A 17,391-nucleotide genomic window follows, 5' to 3' on the forward strand; every position below is an offset into this window, starting at 1 on the left:
TAGGGGTCGGGCTGTCCGCGTCAAAGTGACGCGCGGCAGTTCCCTTTCTTACCCAACGATCTCATTGCCGGAGAAAAACTGTGCAATCTCAATGGCCGCGGTCTCCGCTGCATCGGAACCGTGGACCGAATTCTCGCCGATCGACTTGGCATGCACCTTGCGGATCGTACCTTCGGCCGCCTTCGAGGGGTCGGTTGCGCCCATGACGTCACGGTATTTCGCGATGGCGCCCTCGCCCTCGAGAACCTGCACCACGACCGGACCGGAGGTCATGAAATCGACCAGCTCGCCGAAAAACGGGCGGGCCTTATGGACGGCGTAGAACGTCTCGGCCTGGGCGCGGGTCATGAGGATGCGCTTCTGGGCGACGATGCGCAGACCGGCCTTTTCGATGATGGCGTTGACGGCGCCCGTCAGGTTGCGCTCGGTCGCGTCGGGCTTGATGATCGAAAACGTGCGCTCGGTCGCCATGAGACTTAATCCTTGATGGGATGAAAATGGAAATGTGCGGGGCTTATAGCGGCGCCCCCGCAGCGCGGCAAGCACCGGTATCTCAAGACCAAGGCTTTTCCGGCGGCCGGAATTTCACGCGTAACATTACGCCGATTTCATCCAAATGAACCCGATCTGAAGGGGCCATCCGCACGCCATTCACGTTGACGGACATAGAGTTTTGACCTGACGGCGCGTGAGCCGTTCACGTCGGGCCAGATCTCACCGGCGTGACGCACGCACCATGGCAAGGAGAAATGATCATGTTACGCAAATTCGGTCTCGGACTGGTTGCCGCTTCTGCCCTCGTCATCGGCATGGCCGGTATGACATCCACCGCTTCTGCGCGCGGCGGACATGGTGGCCATGGCGGCGGTCATTGGCACGGCGGTGGCGGCGGTCACTGGCATGGCGGTGGCGGCTGGCACGGCGGCTGGGGTCATCGCGGATGGGGCGGCCCGCGCTTCTACGGTTATGGCGGCCCCTATTATTACGGCGGCTATGGCGGCTGCTACGTGCGCCGGCTGGTTCCGACGCCGTGGGGTCCGCGCTGGCGGCTTATCAATCGCTGCTACTAAGGCGCGACCTTTCTTTCAGAAAAGCCCGGCACCGCCGGGCTTTTTTGTGTGCGCATGAATCAGTGCGCGCCGATGGTTCCCGATTCGGGTCGTGACAAATCGATTCAATATTTACCGATTGATCACCATCATTTTCGAACGCCCGAAACATTTCTTGGCTCCCGCCATTGGTGAGATACGATCAATTTGAATGAAATGGTGGCGATGGTGAGCATCATGGCAAACCTTTCGGCAAGACCGTCCTCTCATGGCGGCATCGAGATCGATCACCGCACCAGCGTCGCGGTATGCGACGGCATCGGCGAGCGGTTGCGCGATCAGATGAAGCCGAGCGCGACGTTGCCCCGCCATCTTCAGGAACTCATGAACCGCTTCCGGGAGATCGAGGATGCCCCCTCGATCGTCCCTGATGCGGGCATGGCCCGGCAGCGCTAGTTTTTTTCGCATTCAGGCGGCTTGCGCTCGCGCGTCATTCCGGGGAGAACCCCGGCATGCTTTCCATCCAGGACATCTCCATCCGCATCGCCGGGCGCGTGCTGATCGAAAACAGCACGGCCCAGATCGTGCCGGGTGCGCGCGTCGGTTTCGTCGGCCGCAACGGCGTCGGCAAATCCACGCTGTTCCGCGCCATCCGTGGCGACCTTGCGCTGGAGAGCGGATCGATCTCCATCCCTCCGCGCTGGCGGATCGGCAGCCTCGCGCAGGAAGCGCCTGATGGACCCGAAAGCCTGATCGATGTCGTTCTGAAAGCGGACGTCGAACGCCACGCGCTATTGCAAGAGGCTGAGACCGCGCACGATCCAGCACGGATCGCCGACATCCAGACCCGGCTCGTCGATATCGAGGCCCATTCCGCGCCCGCGCGCGCCGCCGCAATCCTGAGCGGCCTCGGTTTTTCAGCCACTGACCAGTTGCGTGCCTGCCAGGAGTTCTCCGGCGGTTGGCGAATGCGCGTGGCGCTCGCCGCGACGTTGTTCGCCGCGCCCGATCTGTTGCTGCTCGACGAGCCGACCAATTATCTCGATCTCGAAGGCACGTTGTGGCTTGAGGATCACCTCTCGAACTATCCGCGCACCGTCATCGTCATCAGCCATGACCGAGATCTGCTTGACACCTCGGTCGATCAGATCCTGCATCTCGATCATGGCAGGCTCACGCTTTACAAAGGCAGCTATTCGGCGTTCGAGGAGCAACGCGCCACGCGCGAGATGCTCGATGCCAAGCACGCCAAGCGGCAGGCGGACGAGCGCAAGCGGCTGCAAGATTTCGTGGACCGCTTCAAGGCCAAGGCGTCGAAAGCCAAACAGGCGCAGTCACGCGTCAAGATGCTGGAGCGGATGAAGCCGGTCACGGCGCTGGTGACGCAGGACGTGCGCGAGATCACGTTTCCCGCGCCCGAGAAGCTGCTGTCGCCGCCGATCATCGCGGTCGACGATGTCAGCGTCGGCTACGAGCCCGGCAAGCCGGTGCTGCGAAAAGTGACGCTGCGTATCGACAATGACGACCGCATCGCCCTGCTCGGCTCCAACGGCAACGGCAAATCCACGCTGGTGAAACTGCTCGCGGGCAAGCTGCCGCCGTTCTCAGGCAAGATCGTGCGCGCCGCAAACCTCTCGGTGGGCTATTTCGCGCAACACCAGACCGACGAACTCGATCTCGAAGGCTCATCCTACGATCATCTGCGACGGTTGATGCCCGATGCCACGGAGACGAAGGTGCGCGCCCGCGTCGGCGCGATCGGTTTCTCCGGCAAGGCCGGCGACACCAAGGTGAGTAATCTCTCCGGCGGCGAGAAAGCGCGACTGCTGCTCGGGCTTGCGACCTTTGCCGCACCGAACATGATCATCCTCGACGAGCCGACCAACCATCTCGATATCGACAGCCGCGCCGCGCTCGCCGAAGCGATCAACGAATTTCCCGGCGCGATCATCATGGTCTCGCACGACCGCTATCTGATCGAGGCTTGCGCCGATCAATTGTGGGTGGTGGCGGATCGCGCCGTGAAACCGTATGACGGCGATCTCGATGAATATCGCCGCTCCGTTCTGAGTTCGCGCGGCACGCGCGCGCCCACACAGGCGCGCACCGAGCGCGAGACGGAAAAGCCCGTGCGGAACAAGGTCGAGAAGAATTCGCTCAAACAGAAAATCTCCAGCGCGGAAGCCGAGATCGAACGCATCGGCGGCATCATTGAGAAGATCGATACCGCGCTCGCTCTGCCCGATATTTTCCAGCGCGATCCGAAGCAGGCAACCCAGCTCACCAAGGCACGCGCCGCCGCCGAAGCGGCGCTCAAAAAAGCCGAGGAAGAATGGCTGGAGGCCAGCGCGTCCTACGAGAGCGCCGGTTAAAGCGAATTACGTGCGCTTCTTCCGGGCAGGCTTGGCCGGTTTTTTCGGCGGTGGCGGCGCCTGCACCGCATCGATCGCGGACAGGCGTCCTGCGGTAAAGGTGTAGATGCCCGGACGCGGACCCTGCGTATAGGTCAGCACGGTCTGGCGCTCGCCGCGCTCATTCGCTCCGATATTGACGTTGTTGGGCGTGCCGGCGGCGCGCGCCACATCGCATTCGGTATGACCGAGCGCGATCACGCCTCCCGCAGGCAATGCCGGGGCGGCCTGCGGCGCAGCAGGGTCGCCCTGCTGCTGCGCATTGACGTCCGCCGGCAAGCCGGCAGGCGCCATGCCGGGACATGCCCCCTCCGCGGTGATCAGATCGTCCGGCGAAACCGGCTTGTCCGCATGCAGCGGCGGCGTCTCAAGCGACAGCGACTTGGTATTGAAAAGCTTTCCGGGGCGGGTGAACCATTCCTGATCCTTGATTGAGTAATCGCTCAGCGTCCCGCCGCAACCGCTCATCATCGGCGCGATGACGAGCACGGCCAGCGCCGCTTTCACGACGGATCGAGATACAGAACAGTTCAATTCACACGACCACAAAACTGGAACCCCCACGTTCCATCATCACCCGCCTGCGGCAAATTCATCCCGCAAACGGCAATCACCCGTCCCCACGGGCGCTTGCACCATCACTTTGCGGCACCATGGTGGCTAATCGCAAGTCTCAAAACAGAAAGCTGGACCTATCCTTAACCCCCGCCGCGCAAATCCTTGCGCTGCCAGCGGCCCCGCTCGTCCGCCTGCCAGTAAGTCTGCTCGAATCCCCTCGCCTTGCAATCGCTCCAGGCCGCACGCGCCGCACCAAGCGCCTCGTCGTCATCGCCATTGAAGATCAGAACGACGCGCTGGTACGCCGAACAATCCGCTGGCACCGGCGCGCCATCGACCAGAAAGCACACCGACGCATTGTTGGGATTGGCGTCGTTCACCGTCAGCACCACCGGCTGATTTGCCGCATCGGCTTCGCGCCATGTGCCGTGCGGCAGGAATGAATCGTCGCGATACGTCCACAGATGGGAATCGAGCATGTCGGCGCGCTCCTCCGAGCCCGCCAGCACGACGACGCGCCAGCCGCGCTCGAGCGATTTCTCGAGCAGCGGCGGCAGCACGTTTTCCAGCTTCATATCCTGCAAATGATAGAACAGGACTTCCGTCATCGTCATCGGACTCCGGCGCTGGATCGCAGGCGGCTAGCGCTTCGCCTCGTAATGCTCCGCGACGAGATGATCGAGCAGACGCACGCCATAGCCCGAGCCCCAGCTCGTGTTGATGTCGCTCGACGGCGCGCCCATCCCGGTGCCCGCGATGTCGAGATGCGCCCATGGCACGTCATCGACAAAGCGCTGCAACAGTTGAGCGGCGGTGATCGAACCGCCCCAGCGCCCGGCCGCGTTCTTCATGTCGGCGAATTTGGAATCGATCTGCTTGTCGTATTCGGGGCCGAGCGGCATGCGCCAGACGCGCTCGCCGGTGGCGTCGCCGGATTTCGACAGCCGCTCCGACAACTGATCGTTGTTGGAGAACAGGCCCGCATATTCGGTGCCGAGCGCGACCATGATCGCGCCTGTCAGGGTCGCGAGATCGATCATGAATTTCGGCTTGTACTTCTGCGCGACGTACCACAGCACGTCCGCCAGCACGAGGCGGCCTTCGGCATCGGTGTTGATGATTTCGATGGTCTGGCCCGACATCGTGGTGACGATATCGCCGGGGCGCTGCGCGTTGCCGTCCGGCATGTTCTCGACAAGGCCGATCGCGCCGACGACATTGGCCTTCGCCTTGCGTGCGGCGAGCGCATGCATCAGGCCAACCACGCAGGCCGCGCCCGCCATGTCGCCCTTCATGTCCTCCATGCTGCCTGCTGGCTTGATCGAGATGCCGCCGGTATCGAAGCACACGCCCTTGCCGACGAAGGCAACTGGCTTGTCGGATTTGTTGGCGGCGCCGTTCCAGCGCATCACCACCATGCGGCCTTCATGGTACGAGCCCTGCGACACGCCGAGCAGCGCGCCCATGCCGAGCTTCTCCATCGCCTTGACGTCGAGGATCTCGACCTGGACGCCGAGCTTGCGCAATTGCGCGGCGCGGCGCGCGAATTCGGCCGGAAACAGCACATTCGGCGGCTCGTTGACGAGTTCTCGCGCGAGCAAAACGCCATCGACGACGTTGGCATCGCGCGTAAATGCCTTGCGCGTGGCCGCGACATCGGCGACGGCGACCGAAACCTGCGCGACGAGCGCCTTGTCCTTGTCTTTCGTTTTGGTCTTGTAGCGGTCGAACTTGTAGCCGCGCAGCCGCGCGCCCGCAGCAACAGCCGCCGCCTGATGCGGCTTCATCGCGCCGCCCGGCAATTCGGCGACAAGCGTTACCGCGCTCGCATTCGATCCGAGCTTGCCGGTCACGGCGCCGCCGAGCTTGATGAAATCCTCATCCTTCACCGAACCGGCCTTGCCGGTGCCGGCCACGATCAGGCGACCGACCTTCAACCCCTGAGGCGCAAGCAGATCGAGCGCCGCGCCGCTTTTGCCCTTAAAGTCGGCCGCCGACGCCGCGCGCTTGATGGAGTCCTCCGCGCCCGCCAGCAATTTGCGGCTCGCGGGGCCGAACTTCATCGATTCATCGGTGAAAACCACGAGGACGCCCTTCGGCGCGGTCGAAAACGGGACAAAGCCGACCTTGACGGCGTCGGTCATACGAAAATCCTCCAAACTTGAACGTGCGGATCGCGGATACGTCGATCGGAATCGAACCACGGTGTTATGCGGCGGGATTATCACTATATGCGCCTCCGCATCCGCCCTGCAAAGGATGGAGAAGGCTGCGGCATCACGATTGCAGACGGAGATACCTCGAATCGTGACGCGAAAGCCACGCAAGCAGGTTTTGTTAACCACTCCGCCCGCGCTGCCTTGGGTCAGCCATTTTATCGGCGGATCAACGGGATAGTTGAGTTATAATGACGCCGGGCGATACCGGCCCGAGGGGGATTTGGCCTCACAGCCAGTCCGGACCGGCATCGCCTGGAGACATTGGGGATACTGTAGTTCGATGGCGTCGATTGATATCGCCTGCGCGGGGCTGGCCGTTATGCCGGACCCGGCCTTCGGTCGTTGCGCGGCGTGCGCGCGGCGGGCCCGCGCGCTGACGCAGCATTCCGCAAACGAGCCATCGGCCGCATGCTGACCACCACGCTCGCCCGCTATTTCGCCAGACGTTTCATCACCGCCTCGCTCGCGGTGTTCCTCGGCATTTTCCTGCTGCTGGTTCTGGTCGACTACATCGAAATGGTGCGCCGGACATCGAGCATTCCGACCGCGTCCGCGATCATGGTGGCGGAAACATCGCTGTTCCGGGTGCCGCAACTGCTGGAAAAGCTGATGCCGTTCTGCATCCTGATCGGCGCGATGAGCTGCTACCTCGCGCTGTCGCGAAGCCTCGAACTGGTTGTGGCGCGCGCCGCCGGGATTTCGGCGTGGCAGTTCATCACGCCCGCGCTGGTCGCCGCCCTCCTCATGGGCGTGTTGGCGACCGTCGTTTACAATCCGATTTCGGCCGCGATGCAGGAACGCAGCAAGGAGATGGAAGCGAAGCTGTTTTCCAACGGCGGCGTCCAGAACGTCGAACAGTCCTGGATCAATCAGGTGACATCGGAAGGCCAGTCCATCATCAGCGCGGCGCTTTCCCAGAATCAGGGCACGCGGCTCTCCGGCGTGACCGTCTTCCGCTTCAACCCGGATGGCAGCTTCCGCGACCGAATCGACGCCAATGACGCGAATCTGGAGCCCGGCGAATGGAGGCTCGGAGGCGCGCGAATCCATTCCATGACCGCCGCGCCGGTCATTCAGGACAACCTCCTGCTCAGAACGAATCTCACCCCCGCGCAGGTCCGGAACAGCTTTGCCACGCCCGAAACTGTGTCATTTTGGCAACTTCCGGGGTACATCCAGTCCTCGGCAAGCTCCGGTCTGGCCACAGCGGGGTACCGTTTGCAGTACCAGAAGCTGCTCGCGAGGCCGTTTTTGCTGGCCTCGATGGTGCTCGTCGCGGCCGCCGTCAGCCTGCGGTTCTTCCGCTTCGGCGGCGTGCAAAAGATGGTTTTAAGTGGCGTGGCAGCGGGCTTTCTGCTCTATGTCCTGTCGAAAGTAACTGAGGATTTAAGCAAGGCCGAGTTGATGCATCCGCTCGCTGCCGCATGGCTGCCTGTCTGTGTGGGCGGCCTGACCGGCTTTTTGGCCTTGCTGCATCAGGAGGACGGGTAGTGGCTGGTTTTGCCGCCCTCCATGGACGGACGCCTGGGTTCAGGCGGCGCATGAGGCTGCGCCGCTATCGCCTCGTCATGTCCGCCGTCCTGATGCTCGGCGCGGGCGCGCTGGCCCTGCCCGGTTCCGCCACGGCGGCCACCAACAATTTCATCTACAACAAGCGTCCGCCGGTGCCGAAACCGCCGAAGGACCCGAATGCCAATAACGGGCAGATGCTCGTGAAGGCGCTCGAGATCAATTACGACTACAACAACAATCGCGTCGCCGCCGTCGGCAACGTCCAGATCTACTACAACGGCTCGACGCTCGAAGCCGACAAGGTCATCTATGACCAGAAGACCAAGCGCCTTCACGCCGAGGGCAACGTCCGCCTCACCGAGGCCGACGGCAAGGTGGTGAATGCCAACCTGCTCGATCTGTCCGACGACTATCGCGACGGCTTCGTCGATTCGTTGCGCCTCAACACGCCCGACGAGACGCGGATGTCGGCGGCGCGCGCCGATCGCAGCAATGGCGACATCACGATTTTCCAGAGCGGCACCTACACCGCCTGCGCGCCCTGCCGCGATCATCCCGAACGTCCGCCGTTGTGGCAGGTGAAGGCCGCGCGCATCATCCACAACAAGACCGAGCAGATGCTCTACTTCGAGGATGCGAAGGTGGAGTTCTTCGGCCAGCCGCTCGCCTACCTGCCGTATTTCTCGACGCCCGATCCGACCGTGAAGCGCAAGACCGGCTTCCTGATGCCGTGGGCGGGCTACAACTCGTACACCGGCTACAGCGCGGAAATTCCGTTCTACTGGGCGATCGCGCCGAACTACGACATGACCATTTCGCCGCGCATCACGACGCGGCAGGGCGTGCTCGGCCAGATCGACTTCCGCCAGCGTCTCGTCAATGGCGCGTATGAAATCCGCGGCTACGGCATCCATCAGGAAGACCCAAGCGCGTATGCCGGGCAGGTCGGCGACCGCAACTGGCGCGGCGGCCTCGATTCGAACGGTCAGTTCGCGCTGAACGACAAATGGGTCGCGGGCTGGACCGCCGTGCTTGCGACCGACAACCGCTTCTTCAGCGACTACAAGCTCGGCCCCTACAAGAACCCGCTGGGCTCGTTCCTGCTGACGCCGACCGAAGGCATCTCGCAGGTCTACCTCACCGGCGTCGGCAACCGCAGCTATTTCGACATTCGCTCGATCTACTACTACGGCTTCAACGCCGCCGACGTGCAGAAGCAGATTCCCATCGTCGCGCCGGTGGTCGACTACAACAACGTGCTCGGCCACAACCTGCTGGGCGGCGAGTTCAGCTACAAGGGCAACTTCGTCAACCTGACGCGCAGCGAAGCAAACTTCGACGCAATCTCGAAGAACGCACAGACCCAGATGCAGACGAATTGGACGCCGAATCCGACGTCCTGCATCATGAACGCAGATCCACTCGCTCGAACGAATTGCGTTCTTCGTGGCGTACCAGGGGATTACACCCGCTTGTCAGGCGAAGCTCAGTGGAGACGGTCCTTCACCGATCCGTGGGGCCAGATTTTCACGCCGTTCGTCTCGTTGCGCGGTGACTTGATCAACGCCAGCGTTGCCAATCAGCCCGGCGTTTCCAACTTCATCGCTCCCGGTACTTATCAGGAAGCCCGCCTGATGCCGGCGGTCGGCCTCGAATATCGCTATCCGTTCATCAACGTGCAGCCGTGGGGCACCACGACGATCGAGCCGATCGCGCAGGTCATCATCCGCCCGAACGAGCAGAAGGCCGGGCAGTTGCCGAACGAAGACGCGCAGAGCCTCACCTTCGACGACACCAATCTGTTCAGCGTCAACAAATTCTCCGGCTGGGATCGCGTCGAGGGCGGCGGCCGCGCCAACATCGGCGTGCAGGCGACGACGCAATTCGATCGCGGCGGTACCGTCAACATGCTGTTCGGCCAGTCCTACCAGCTTTACGGCCTGAACTCCTATACGGTGCAGAGCCTGACCAACACCGGCCTCGATTCCGGTCTCGACAAGCCAGCCTCGGATTATGTCGGCCGCCTCTCCTACGCGCCCAACAAGATCTTCAGTCTGACGACGCGCTTCCGGCTCGACGAAGCGACGATGGACATCAAGCGTTTCGAAGCCGAAGGCCGCGCCAATTTCGATCGCTGGTCGGCGAGCATCCTGTACGGCAAGTATGCGCCACAACCTGAACTCGGCTATCTGACCGAGCGTCAGGGCCTGCTCGGCACCGGTTCGTTCAAGCTCGCCGCCAACTGGCAGGTCTCGGGCGGATTGCGCTACGACATCGCCAACAGCAAGGTGAACCAGTACATCGTGGGCGCAGGATACGTGGACGACTGCTTCCTGCTCGCCGTCAACTACGTGACGGACTACAACTACACGACGATCGGCAGCATCGCGCCCGTCACCGATCACCGCGTGATGTTCCAGCTTGGCTTGCGTACCATCGGCGGAACCTCGCTTTCGCAGAACGTCTCCTCATCCACCCCGTGACATAATTGTGGTCGATTGCACGTCTACGGTGCAGCCCGACCGTGGTGAAACCGACAGCAATGTGATGATGAAAGCGACATTCCTCTCTGTTTTTGCCAGCCGCCTCGCTCTTTCCCTCGCAACCTTGCTGACGCTTCTCGCAGCGACGCCGCACGCGCGAGCGCAAGCCGTGGTGGTGATGGTCAATGGCGAGCCGATCACGACCTACGACATCGAACAGCGCTCGCGGCTCATCACCCTGACCACACGCAAGACCGCGCCGCGTCAGGAAGTGATCCAGCAGTTGATCGACGACCGCCTCAAGATCAAGGAGGCCAAGAAGTTCGGAATCAATTTGAGCGCATCGGATGTCGATGGCGCTTTTGCGGGCATGGGCCAGCGGATGGGCATGTCCGCGGACCAATTGGCCAAGGTTCTCACGGCACAGGGCGTCCGCCCCGAAACCATGAAGCTGCGCCTGCAAGCCGACACCGCCTGGGGCGCACTGGTGCGCGGACGCTACAAGCAAAGCCTGATGGTCGGCGAGCGCGACGTGCGCGCCGCCTCCGGGGATGCGACATCGCCGGAACAGACGGAAAGCTACGAGTACCAGTTGCGCCCGGTCGTGATCTTCGTCCCGCGCGGCTCGTCCCCGGGTGTCGTCGAGCAACGCAAGAAGGAAGCCGAGATCATCCGCGACCGTGTCCAGAGTTGTGCGGAAGCCGCCACTACATTCAAGTCGCTGCGTCAGGCCAGCATCCGCGACACCATCGTCAAGACCTCGGCCGACCTGCCATCGAATTTGCGCGAGCTTCTCGACAAAACACCGGTCGGCAAGATGACCCCGCCGGAAGTCACCAAGCAGGGCATCGAGATGGTCGCGTTGTGCGACCGCAAGGTGACCGCCGCAGATACGCCCGCCAAGCGGGCGGCGCGCGACAAGCTGTTCGCCCAGAAATATGAAGCGAAGTCGAAATCCTATCTCGACGACCTCCGCAAGGGTGCGATGATCGAGTACAAGCAGAAATAAGGCCGATGCACCAAGCCCCGCTTGCTCTCACGATCGGTGAGCCCTCCGGGATCGGGCCTGACATCACGATTGCCGCATGGTTGAGGCGTAACGCCGATAACCTTCCTCCGTTTTACCTGACCGGCGACGCCGACCTGATCCGCCGCCGCGCCGCGCTGCTTGGCGCGCAAATCGAGATCGCCGAAACATCGCCACAGGACGCTGCCGGAATTTTCGCGCGCGCCCTGCCCGTCGCACCGACCGGACATACCGCCACCGGCACGCCCGGACAGCCTGACGCAACCAGCGCGTGGGCCGCGATCGCCTCCATCGAACAGGCCGTGGCGGATGTGAAGGCGGGCATCGCCTCCGCGATCGTGACCAACCCGATCGCCAAGAGCGTGCTCTACAGCGCGGGCTTCAAGCATCCCGGCCATACCGAATTCCTCGCCGAACTGGCGGCCGCGAACGGCAAAGTGCCGATGCCGGTGATGATGATCTGGTCCGAGACGCTCGCCGTCGTACCCGTCACGATCCACCTGCCGCTGCGTGAAGCGATTGATACTCTCACCACCGGGATGATCGTCGAGACCGCGCGCATCGTCGTCGCCGACATGACGCACCGGATGAAGCTGCGCGCGCCACGCCTCGCCATCGCAGGACTCAATCCGCATGCTGGCGAAGGCGGTTCCCTCGGCAAGGAAGACGACGCCATCGTCGCGCCCGCCGTCGAACAGTTGCGGCGCGAGGGTATCGACGCGCGCGGCCCCTTGCCCGCCGACACCATGTTTCACGAAGCCGCGCGCAAGACCTACGATTGCGCGATCTGCATGTATCACGACCAGGCACTGATCCCGGTCAAGACGCTCGCGTTCGACAGCGGCGTCAACGTCACGCTCGGGCTTCCCTTCATCCGCACCTCGCCCGATCACGGCACCGCGTTCGACATCGCGGGCACCGGACGCGCCAACCCGTCGAGCCTGATCGCGGCGCTGCGTCTCGCCGCCCGCATGGCGCGCGCGAACGCCGCATCATGAGCCAGATCGACGATCTGCCGCCGCTGCGCGAGGTCATCCGCAAATACGATCTCGCCCCGCGCAAATCGCTCGGCCAGAATTTCCTGTTCGACCTCAATCTGACGGCGCGGATCGCCCGCGCGGCAGGCCCGCTGGACGAGGCAACCGTGATCGAGATCGGTCCCGGCCCCGGCGGGCTGACGCGGGCCTTGCTCGCCACGGGCGCAAAACGCGTGATCGCGGTGGAGCGCGACGACCGCGCGATCCCCGCACTTGAGGATATCGCGCGGCACTATCCCGGCCGCCTTGAGATCGTGCATGGCGACGCCATCGACTTCGATCCCGCCAGGATGCTGAATGGCGCGCGCGCGAAAATCGTCGCCAATTTGCCCTACAACATCGCAACGCTCTTGCTCACCGGTTGGCTCACGGCGGACCCATGGCCGCCATGGTTCGACATGATGGTGCTGATGTTCCAGCGCGAGGTGGCGGAGCGCATCGTCGCGCAGGAAAACGACGACGCCTATGGCCGCCTTGGCGTGCTCGCCAACTGGCGCGCGGAGACGAAAATCCTGTTCGATATCGCGCCCGGTGCGTTCGTGCCGCCGCCGAAGGTCACGTCATCCGTGGTGCGCCTCGTCCCGAGAGCGAAGCCGCTGCCTTGCCCGCGCCGCGCGCTGGAACAGGTCGCCGCCGCCGCCTTCAACCAGCGCCGCAAGATGCTGCGCCAGAGTCTCAAGCCGCTCGGCGTCGATCCCGCGCTGCTCACCGAAGCCGCCGGAATCGATCCGACACGGCGCGCCGAGACGGTGCCGATCTCCGGTTTCGTCGCGATGGCCAATCGGCTGTCCGAACTCAAGCAACCCTGATCTCTATGGCCCTGATGCACCGCCAGTCCCTCGTGCAATTCGCAGCGCCCGTGTGCGAGACCGTTGTGGATGTCCCCGTGCCGCAGGGCGGCGAGGTGCTGCTGCGCGTCGAGAAATGCGGTCTGTGCCATTCCGACCTGCATTTGCAGGACGGCTTCTTCGACGCGGGAAATGGCCAGCGCATCGACATCACGCGCGGCATCAAACTCCCCTTCACGCTCGGCCACGAGATCGTCGGCGCCATCGAAGCTGTCGGCCCTGACCTGCCGCGCGATCTGATCGGACAGCGGCGCGTCGCATTTCCATGGATCGGCTGCGGCACATGCCGCGACTGCGTCAATGGCGACGAGAACCTGTGCGCGCGCAATCGCTATCTCGGCGTGGCACTCGACGGCGGCTTCGCCAGCCATGTCATCGTGCCCGACAGCCGCTATCTGCTGTCCTACGATCCGCTGCCCGCGAGCTTCGCCGCAGCTCTGATGTGTTCCGGCCTCACCGCCTATGGCGCGATGAAGCGCGCCGCTATGCATCCGCGCCGCCGCAACCTCCTGCTGATCGGTATGGGCGGCGTCGGGCTGATGGGACTGTCGATCGCCCGCGCGATGGGCATCGAGACCATCGCGGTCGCCGACCTCAGCAAGGCCGCGCGTGCCGCGGCGATCGAAGCAGGCGCTGCGACGGCTTACGATCCGGCGGCACGGGAGACTGCGCGCCGCATGCTGAAGGAAAGCGGCGGCGGCTTCGATGTCATCGTCGATTTCGCGGGGAGCGAAAACTCGCTCGCATTCGCGATGGGCGCGCTCGCGCGCGGCGGCAAGATCGTGGTCTCCGGCCTGATCGGCGGCTCCTTCAGCGTCCCTGCGATAAGCTGGGTGCACAAGCGCATGAGCATCGAAGGCTTCATGACCGGCACGCTTACCGAGGCGCGCGAATTGCTCGACCTCGCCCGCAGCGGGCGCATCGCACCCGTGCCGATGCAGGAAGCGCCGATGCACGAAGCGGCCGTCTGGATGGACAAGCTGCGCCGGGGTCACGTCACCGGGCGGATCATTCTCACCAATGACGTGTGAAGCACCTACGCGGCGTAACCGTGCAGCGGCGCCAATTGATCGTTTCTGAAAATCTGTTTCGCCGACGCCACGGGCTGCAACGATGCCGGTCGTGCCTGCGGCCGCTGTGCAACCGTTACCGGCGGCGCCATCGCGAGCACCGCCGCGCGGGCCAGCGGACACATGGCCTCCTGCTCGAGCGAACTGGAATGCACCGGACGGCTGCCTGCAAGACGCAGCGCCGTCTCGATCTCGTCGGACGGCGTACCCCCCTTCAACAACAGTAAAATCAGAAGCGCCTTGATCTCCTCGTTCAACACGCCCGCGCCGTTTGCAGAGTCTCCAGTCATGGCAATCCTCGCTTCCCGATGTCAGCCGATCGATGACGCGAAGCATCGAAGCCGCATGGTTAATGCGATTTTAATTTCATGGTTGCACGGCGCGAATGCCGTGTTGATACGTAGGCAAGACTTCACGGGCTTACCGTGAAGCCGGCCTATTCCATCCCTGCTCACTCACCTTGTGCGCTCTCGGCGAGAGAATCGGAATTGTGGCGATCCCGGAGGATTTTCACCGCCCCAATTTTGTCTCATGCGTTTCGCATTTGCGGCCCATTGCGGCCCATCTCGTTGACAACGATCCCATCGCGCACCGCGCACGACGTCACGATCCGACGCGGGGGAACCATGACAAACCGGAATTTCAAACTTGCGCCGATGGCCCTGATCGCCGTTCTCTGCGGCCTAACGCCGTCGCTCGCACAACAGGCAGCGACCTCCGGACAGCAAGCGCCTCCGGCACAGCAGGCCAATGCCGATGCCTGCCAGCCCGTACCCAAAGGTGCGGCACCTCAAGGCAAGCATTGGTATTACCACACGGACCGCAGCGCCGGGCGCAAGTGCTGGTATCTCGGCGAGGCCGGCGCGAAGATAACCACGCGGCAGGCAGCACAACCCAAAGCCTCATCCACGTCGGACGCGAAGCCCGCGACCCGGCAGGATCTCGATGCGCGCGCCGAGGCTCCGGAGCAACCGACCGCCAAACCTTCGCGGGCAGCGCCGTTCACACCGAAAGCCGCGACCGCGACCGCGACCGAAGCAAGCGAACCTGCGGCGACGCAAGCAACATCTGACAGCATCGCGTCCGCGCCGCTGCTCACGCAGCAATGGCCGGACGCAGATGCCTTTCGCCCAACAAGCCAGACCACAGGGCAATCGACATCACTTGCGAATTCGCAGCCCGCGCCTCTGCAACCAGCGCCATCGCAAGACGCAGAACCCGCTCCGGCAGCATCTCCCTCGCCTGCCGCACAGTCCACAACCGCCACACCAGATCAAAACGCCGCGCCGTCCGATCAGCCCGCCAGTCTTTCATCGTGGCGGACAATGCTCGGCGCACTCCTCATCGCCCTGGGGTTCGCGGGCATTCTCGGATTCGTCACGTTCCGGTATTTCGGACGAGCAGAGCACGCTGCACGCAACACGCCCGGCCCTCGCCGCGACATATGGGGCGACAGGAACGAAGGCACGGCTCCGATGGCCCCGTCCTACGATCAGATGATCGCACCATCGCGATGGGCATCCGCCGCGCGCGCATCGCTGGCACCGCAGGACCTCGACGAGATCGAGCAGCTTCTGCGTCGCGCCGCGCACGAGCAGGAAAATGTTATTTCTCTAGCTGATCCTGCAATCCGCGCACGAACGCCGACAGCCCCGTCTGCCGCTCGCGCTTCAGCCGTTCGGCACGCAGGATCGTCTCGACCTCGCTGAAGGCCTGATCGAGATCGTTGTTGAGCACGACATAGTCGTACTCGGCCCAATGGCTCAGTTCATGCGCCGCGCGATCCATGCGGCCACGGATCACCGCGTCGGAATCCTGCGCGCGGGTATGAAGCCGCCTTTCAAGGTCCTGCGCCGACGGCGGCAGGATGAACACGCTGACGACATCGGCCCGCGCCTTCTCGCGCAGTTGCTGCGTGCCCTGCCAGTCGATATCGAACAGCACGTCCTCACCTGCGGACAGCGCCTTCTCCACCGCATGGCGCGGCGTGCCGTAATGATTGTCGAACACCGGCGCATGTTCGAGCAGTTCTTTTTTCCGAACCATCTCGTCGAAACGCTCCTTGTCGACGAAGTAATAATGATCGCCCTCGACTTCCCCCGGCCGCTTCGCGCGCGTCGTGACGGATACCGACATCCGCAGGCCCGGCGTCTTCTCGATCAGCATCCGCGACAGCGTGGACTTGCCCGCGCCGGATGGCGACGACAACACGAACATCAGGCCACGCCGCTCTCCGGCGAGCGCATTGCGAACCATCGCGGTCACTCCAGATTCTGAACCTGCTCGCGGAACTGCTCGACGATGTTCTTCATCTCGAGGCCGATATTGGTCAGTTCGACATCGTTCGATTTCGAACAGGTGGTGTTCACTTCCCGGTTGAATTCCTGCGACAGGAAGTCGAGCCGCCGTCCGACCGGGCCGCCCTTCGCCAACAGCTCGCGTGCCTGTGCGACATGCGAGCCGATCCGGTCGAGCTCCTCGCGGATGTCGGCCCTGGTCGCGATCAGCAGCGCTTCCTGCGACAGCCGGTCCGGATCGAAGCGATCCGACGCATCGAGCAATGTCGCGATCTGCTCGGCGAGGCGCGCCTTGATCGCTTCCGGCTTGCGCCCCGGCGCGGCCTCGGCTTTCGCCGCAAGCCGCTCGATGTCGTTGACGCGCTGCGTCAGGATCTCGCCGAGCGAAACGCCTTCGCGATCCCGCATCTCGACAAGGCCGGACAGCGCCGTCTCGAATGCGGCGATGGCGGCGGCCTTGGCCGCGGCGATTTCGGCCTCGTCGCTCTCGGGCTCGACAATGTCGATCACGCCCTTCACCGCCAGCAGGCCATCGACCGTCGGCGGCGCGGCGCCTGTCTTTGCTGCGAGATCGCGCGCGGTGGCGAGCACCGAAGCGAGAATGTCGTCGTTAATGCGCGCGACAGAAGCGGAGCCCGCGCGCTTGGCGGTGAGGTTGGCATAGACCGTGCCGCGCGACACCGCCTCACCGATCCGTTTGCGCACCGTGCCTTCGAGATCGTCCCACCCCTGCGGCAGGCGCACACGCAGGTCCAGACCCTTGGCGTTGACCGACTTCAATTCCCATTCGAACGTATAAGGTCCGCTGGTGCCGTGGCTTCGCGAAAAGCCGGTCATGCTCGACAACGCCATTGTCGAAAAGCTCCGTTCAAATCAGATG

The 17,391-nt window shown here is 63.5% G+C and carries 17 protein-coding genes; 9 read left to right on the forward strand and 8 right to left on the reverse strand.

Annotated elements, in window-relative coordinates; translation table 11 throughout:
• Window positions 1-48: 48 nt before the first annotated feature.
• On the reverse strand, window positions 49-471 hold the full coding sequence (ndk, locus tag AFIC_RS09480; protein ID WP_009339292.1) for a nucleoside-diphosphate kinase: 423 nt from the start codon (window positions 469-471) through the stop codon (window positions 49-51).
• Between the two features lie 284 nt (window positions 472-755).
• Here ndk and AFIC_RS09485 point away from each other — a divergent pair, with 284 nt between their 5' ends.
• The 3 genes from AFIC_RS09485 to abc-f all read left to right on the forward strand — a co-directional run bounded on the left by AFIC_RS09485 (window position 756) and on the right by abc-f (window position 3,421).
• Window positions 756-1,070, forward strand: a complete 315-nt coding sequence (locus AFIC_RS09485; protein WP_275245993.1) for a sulfur globule protein precursor — start codon at window positions 756-758, stop codon at window positions 1,068-1,070.
• A 216-nt stretch (window positions 1,071-1,286) separates the two neighbouring features.
• On the forward strand, window positions 1,287-1,505 hold the full coding sequence (locus AFIC_RS09490) for a hypothetical protein (protein WP_275245994.1): 219 nt from the start codon (window positions 1,287-1,289) through the stop codon (window positions 1,503-1,505).
• 56 nt (window positions 1,506-1,561) lie between these two features.
• Window positions 1,562-3,421, forward strand: a complete 1,860-nt coding sequence (gene abc-f / locus AFIC_RS09495; RefSeq protein ID WP_275245995.1) for a ribosomal protection-like ABC-F family protein — start codon at window positions 1,562-1,564, stop codon at window positions 3,419-3,421.
• Window positions 3,422-3,427: 6 nt separating this feature from the next.
• Here abc-f and AFIC_RS09500 read toward each other — a convergent pair whose 3' ends face one another.
• The 3 genes from AFIC_RS09500 to AFIC_RS09510 all read right to left on the reverse strand — a co-directional run bounded on the left by AFIC_RS09500 (window position 3,428) and on the right by AFIC_RS09510 (window position 6,162).
• Window positions 3,428-3,967 carry a hypothetical protein gene (locus tag AFIC_RS09500; protein WP_420833320.1) on the reverse strand — a complete coding sequence of 180 codons (540 nt, stop codon included), beginning with the start codon at window positions 3,965-3,967 and terminating at the stop codon, window positions 3,428-3,430.
• A 191-nt stretch (window positions 3,968-4,158) separates the two neighbouring features.
• Window positions 4,159-4,626: a DNA polymerase III subunit chi gene (locus tag AFIC_RS09505; RefSeq protein WP_275248687.1), complete on the reverse strand. Its 468-nt coding sequence runs from the start codon at window positions 4,624-4,626 to the stop codon at window positions 4,159-4,161.
• A gap of 33 nt (window positions 4,627-4,659) precedes the next feature.
• A complete protein-coding gene (locus AFIC_RS09510; protein WP_275245996.1) occupies window positions 4,660-6,162 on the reverse strand; it encodes a leucyl aminopeptidase in 1,503 nt (500 codons plus the stop codon).
• 483 nt (window positions 6,163-6,645) lie between these two features.
• Between AFIC_RS09510 and lptG the strand changes: the two genes are divergently transcribed.
• From lptG to AFIC_RS09540, 6 genes are all read left to right on the forward strand, one after another.
• Window positions 6,646-7,728 (forward strand): LPS export ABC transporter permease LptG, encoded by a 1,083-nt coding sequence (gene lptG, locus AFIC_RS09515; RefSeq protein WP_275245997.1) that lies wholly within the window; start codon window positions 6,646-6,648, stop codon window positions 7,726-7,728.
• 50 nt (window positions 7,729-7,778) lie between these two features.
• The gene (locus tag AFIC_RS09520; RefSeq protein WP_275245998.1) at window positions 7,779-10,232 is read left to right on the forward strand and encodes an LPS-assembly protein LptD; all 2,454 of its coding nucleotides are present in this window, start codon (window positions 7,779-7,781) and stop codon (window positions 10,230-10,232) included.
• Between the two features lie 64 nt (window positions 10,233-10,296).
• Window positions 10,297-11,241: a SurA N-terminal domain-containing protein gene (locus AFIC_RS09525; RefSeq protein WP_275248688.1), complete on the forward strand. Its 945-nt coding sequence runs from the start codon at window positions 10,297-10,299 to the stop codon at window positions 11,239-11,241.
• A 5-nt stretch (window positions 11,242-11,246) separates the two neighbouring features.
• A complete protein-coding gene (gene pdxA, locus AFIC_RS09530) occupies window positions 11,247-12,257 on the forward strand; it encodes a 4-hydroxythreonine-4-phosphate dehydrogenase PdxA (protein ID WP_275245999.1) in 1,011 nt (336 codons plus the stop codon).
• Window positions 12,254-13,105, forward strand: a complete 852-nt coding sequence (gene rsmA / locus AFIC_RS09535) for a 16S rRNA (adenine(1518)-N(6)/adenine(1519)-N(6))-dimethyltransferase RsmA (RefSeq protein WP_275246000.1) — start codon at window positions 12,254-12,256, stop codon at window positions 13,103-13,105. Before pdxA ends, rsmA begins: the two co-directional genes overlap by 4 nt.
• Window positions 13,106-13,110: 5 nt before the next feature.
• On the forward strand, window positions 13,111-14,175 hold the full coding sequence (locus AFIC_RS09540) for an alcohol dehydrogenase catalytic domain-containing protein (RefSeq protein WP_275246001.1): 1,065 nt from the start codon (window positions 13,111-13,113) through the stop codon (window positions 14,173-14,175).
• A 5-nt stretch (window positions 14,176-14,180) separates the two neighbouring features.
• Here AFIC_RS09540 and AFIC_RS09545 read toward each other — a convergent pair whose 3' ends face one another.
• The 4 genes from AFIC_RS09545 to AFIC_RS09560 all read right to left on the reverse strand — a co-directional run bounded on the left by AFIC_RS09545 (window position 14,181) and on the right by AFIC_RS09560 (window position 17,363).
• Window positions 14,181-14,504 carry a hypothetical protein gene (locus tag AFIC_RS09545; protein ID WP_275246002.1) on the reverse strand — a complete coding sequence of 108 codons (324 nt, stop codon included), beginning with the start codon at window positions 14,502-14,504 and terminating at the stop codon, window positions 14,181-14,183.
• An 805-nt stretch (window positions 14,505-15,309) separates the two neighbouring features.
• A complete protein-coding gene (locus AFIC_RS09550; protein WP_275246003.1) occupies window positions 15,310-15,540 on the reverse strand; it encodes a hypothetical protein in 231 nt (76 codons plus the stop codon).
• Window positions 15,541-15,819: 279 nt separating this feature from the next.
• Window positions 15,820-16,470, reverse strand: coding sequence for a guanylate kinase (gmk, locus tag AFIC_RS09555; protein WP_275246004.1), 651 nt, complete (start codon window positions 16,468-16,470; stop codon window positions 15,820-15,822).
• A gap of 5 nt (window positions 16,471-16,475) precedes the next feature.
• Window positions 16,476-17,363 carry a YicC/YloC family endoribonuclease gene (locus AFIC_RS09560; RefSeq protein WP_275246005.1) on the reverse strand — a complete coding sequence of 296 codons (888 nt, stop codon included), beginning with the start codon at window positions 17,361-17,363 and terminating at the stop codon, window positions 16,476-16,478.
• Window positions 17,364-17,391: the final 28 nt, after the last annotated feature.

The sequence above is a fragment of the [Pseudomonas] carboxydohydrogena genome, assembly GCF_029030725.1.
Taxonomy (GTDB): domain Bacteria; phylum Pseudomonadota; class Alphaproteobacteria; order Rhizobiales; family Xanthobacteraceae; genus Afipia; species Afipia carboxydohydrogena.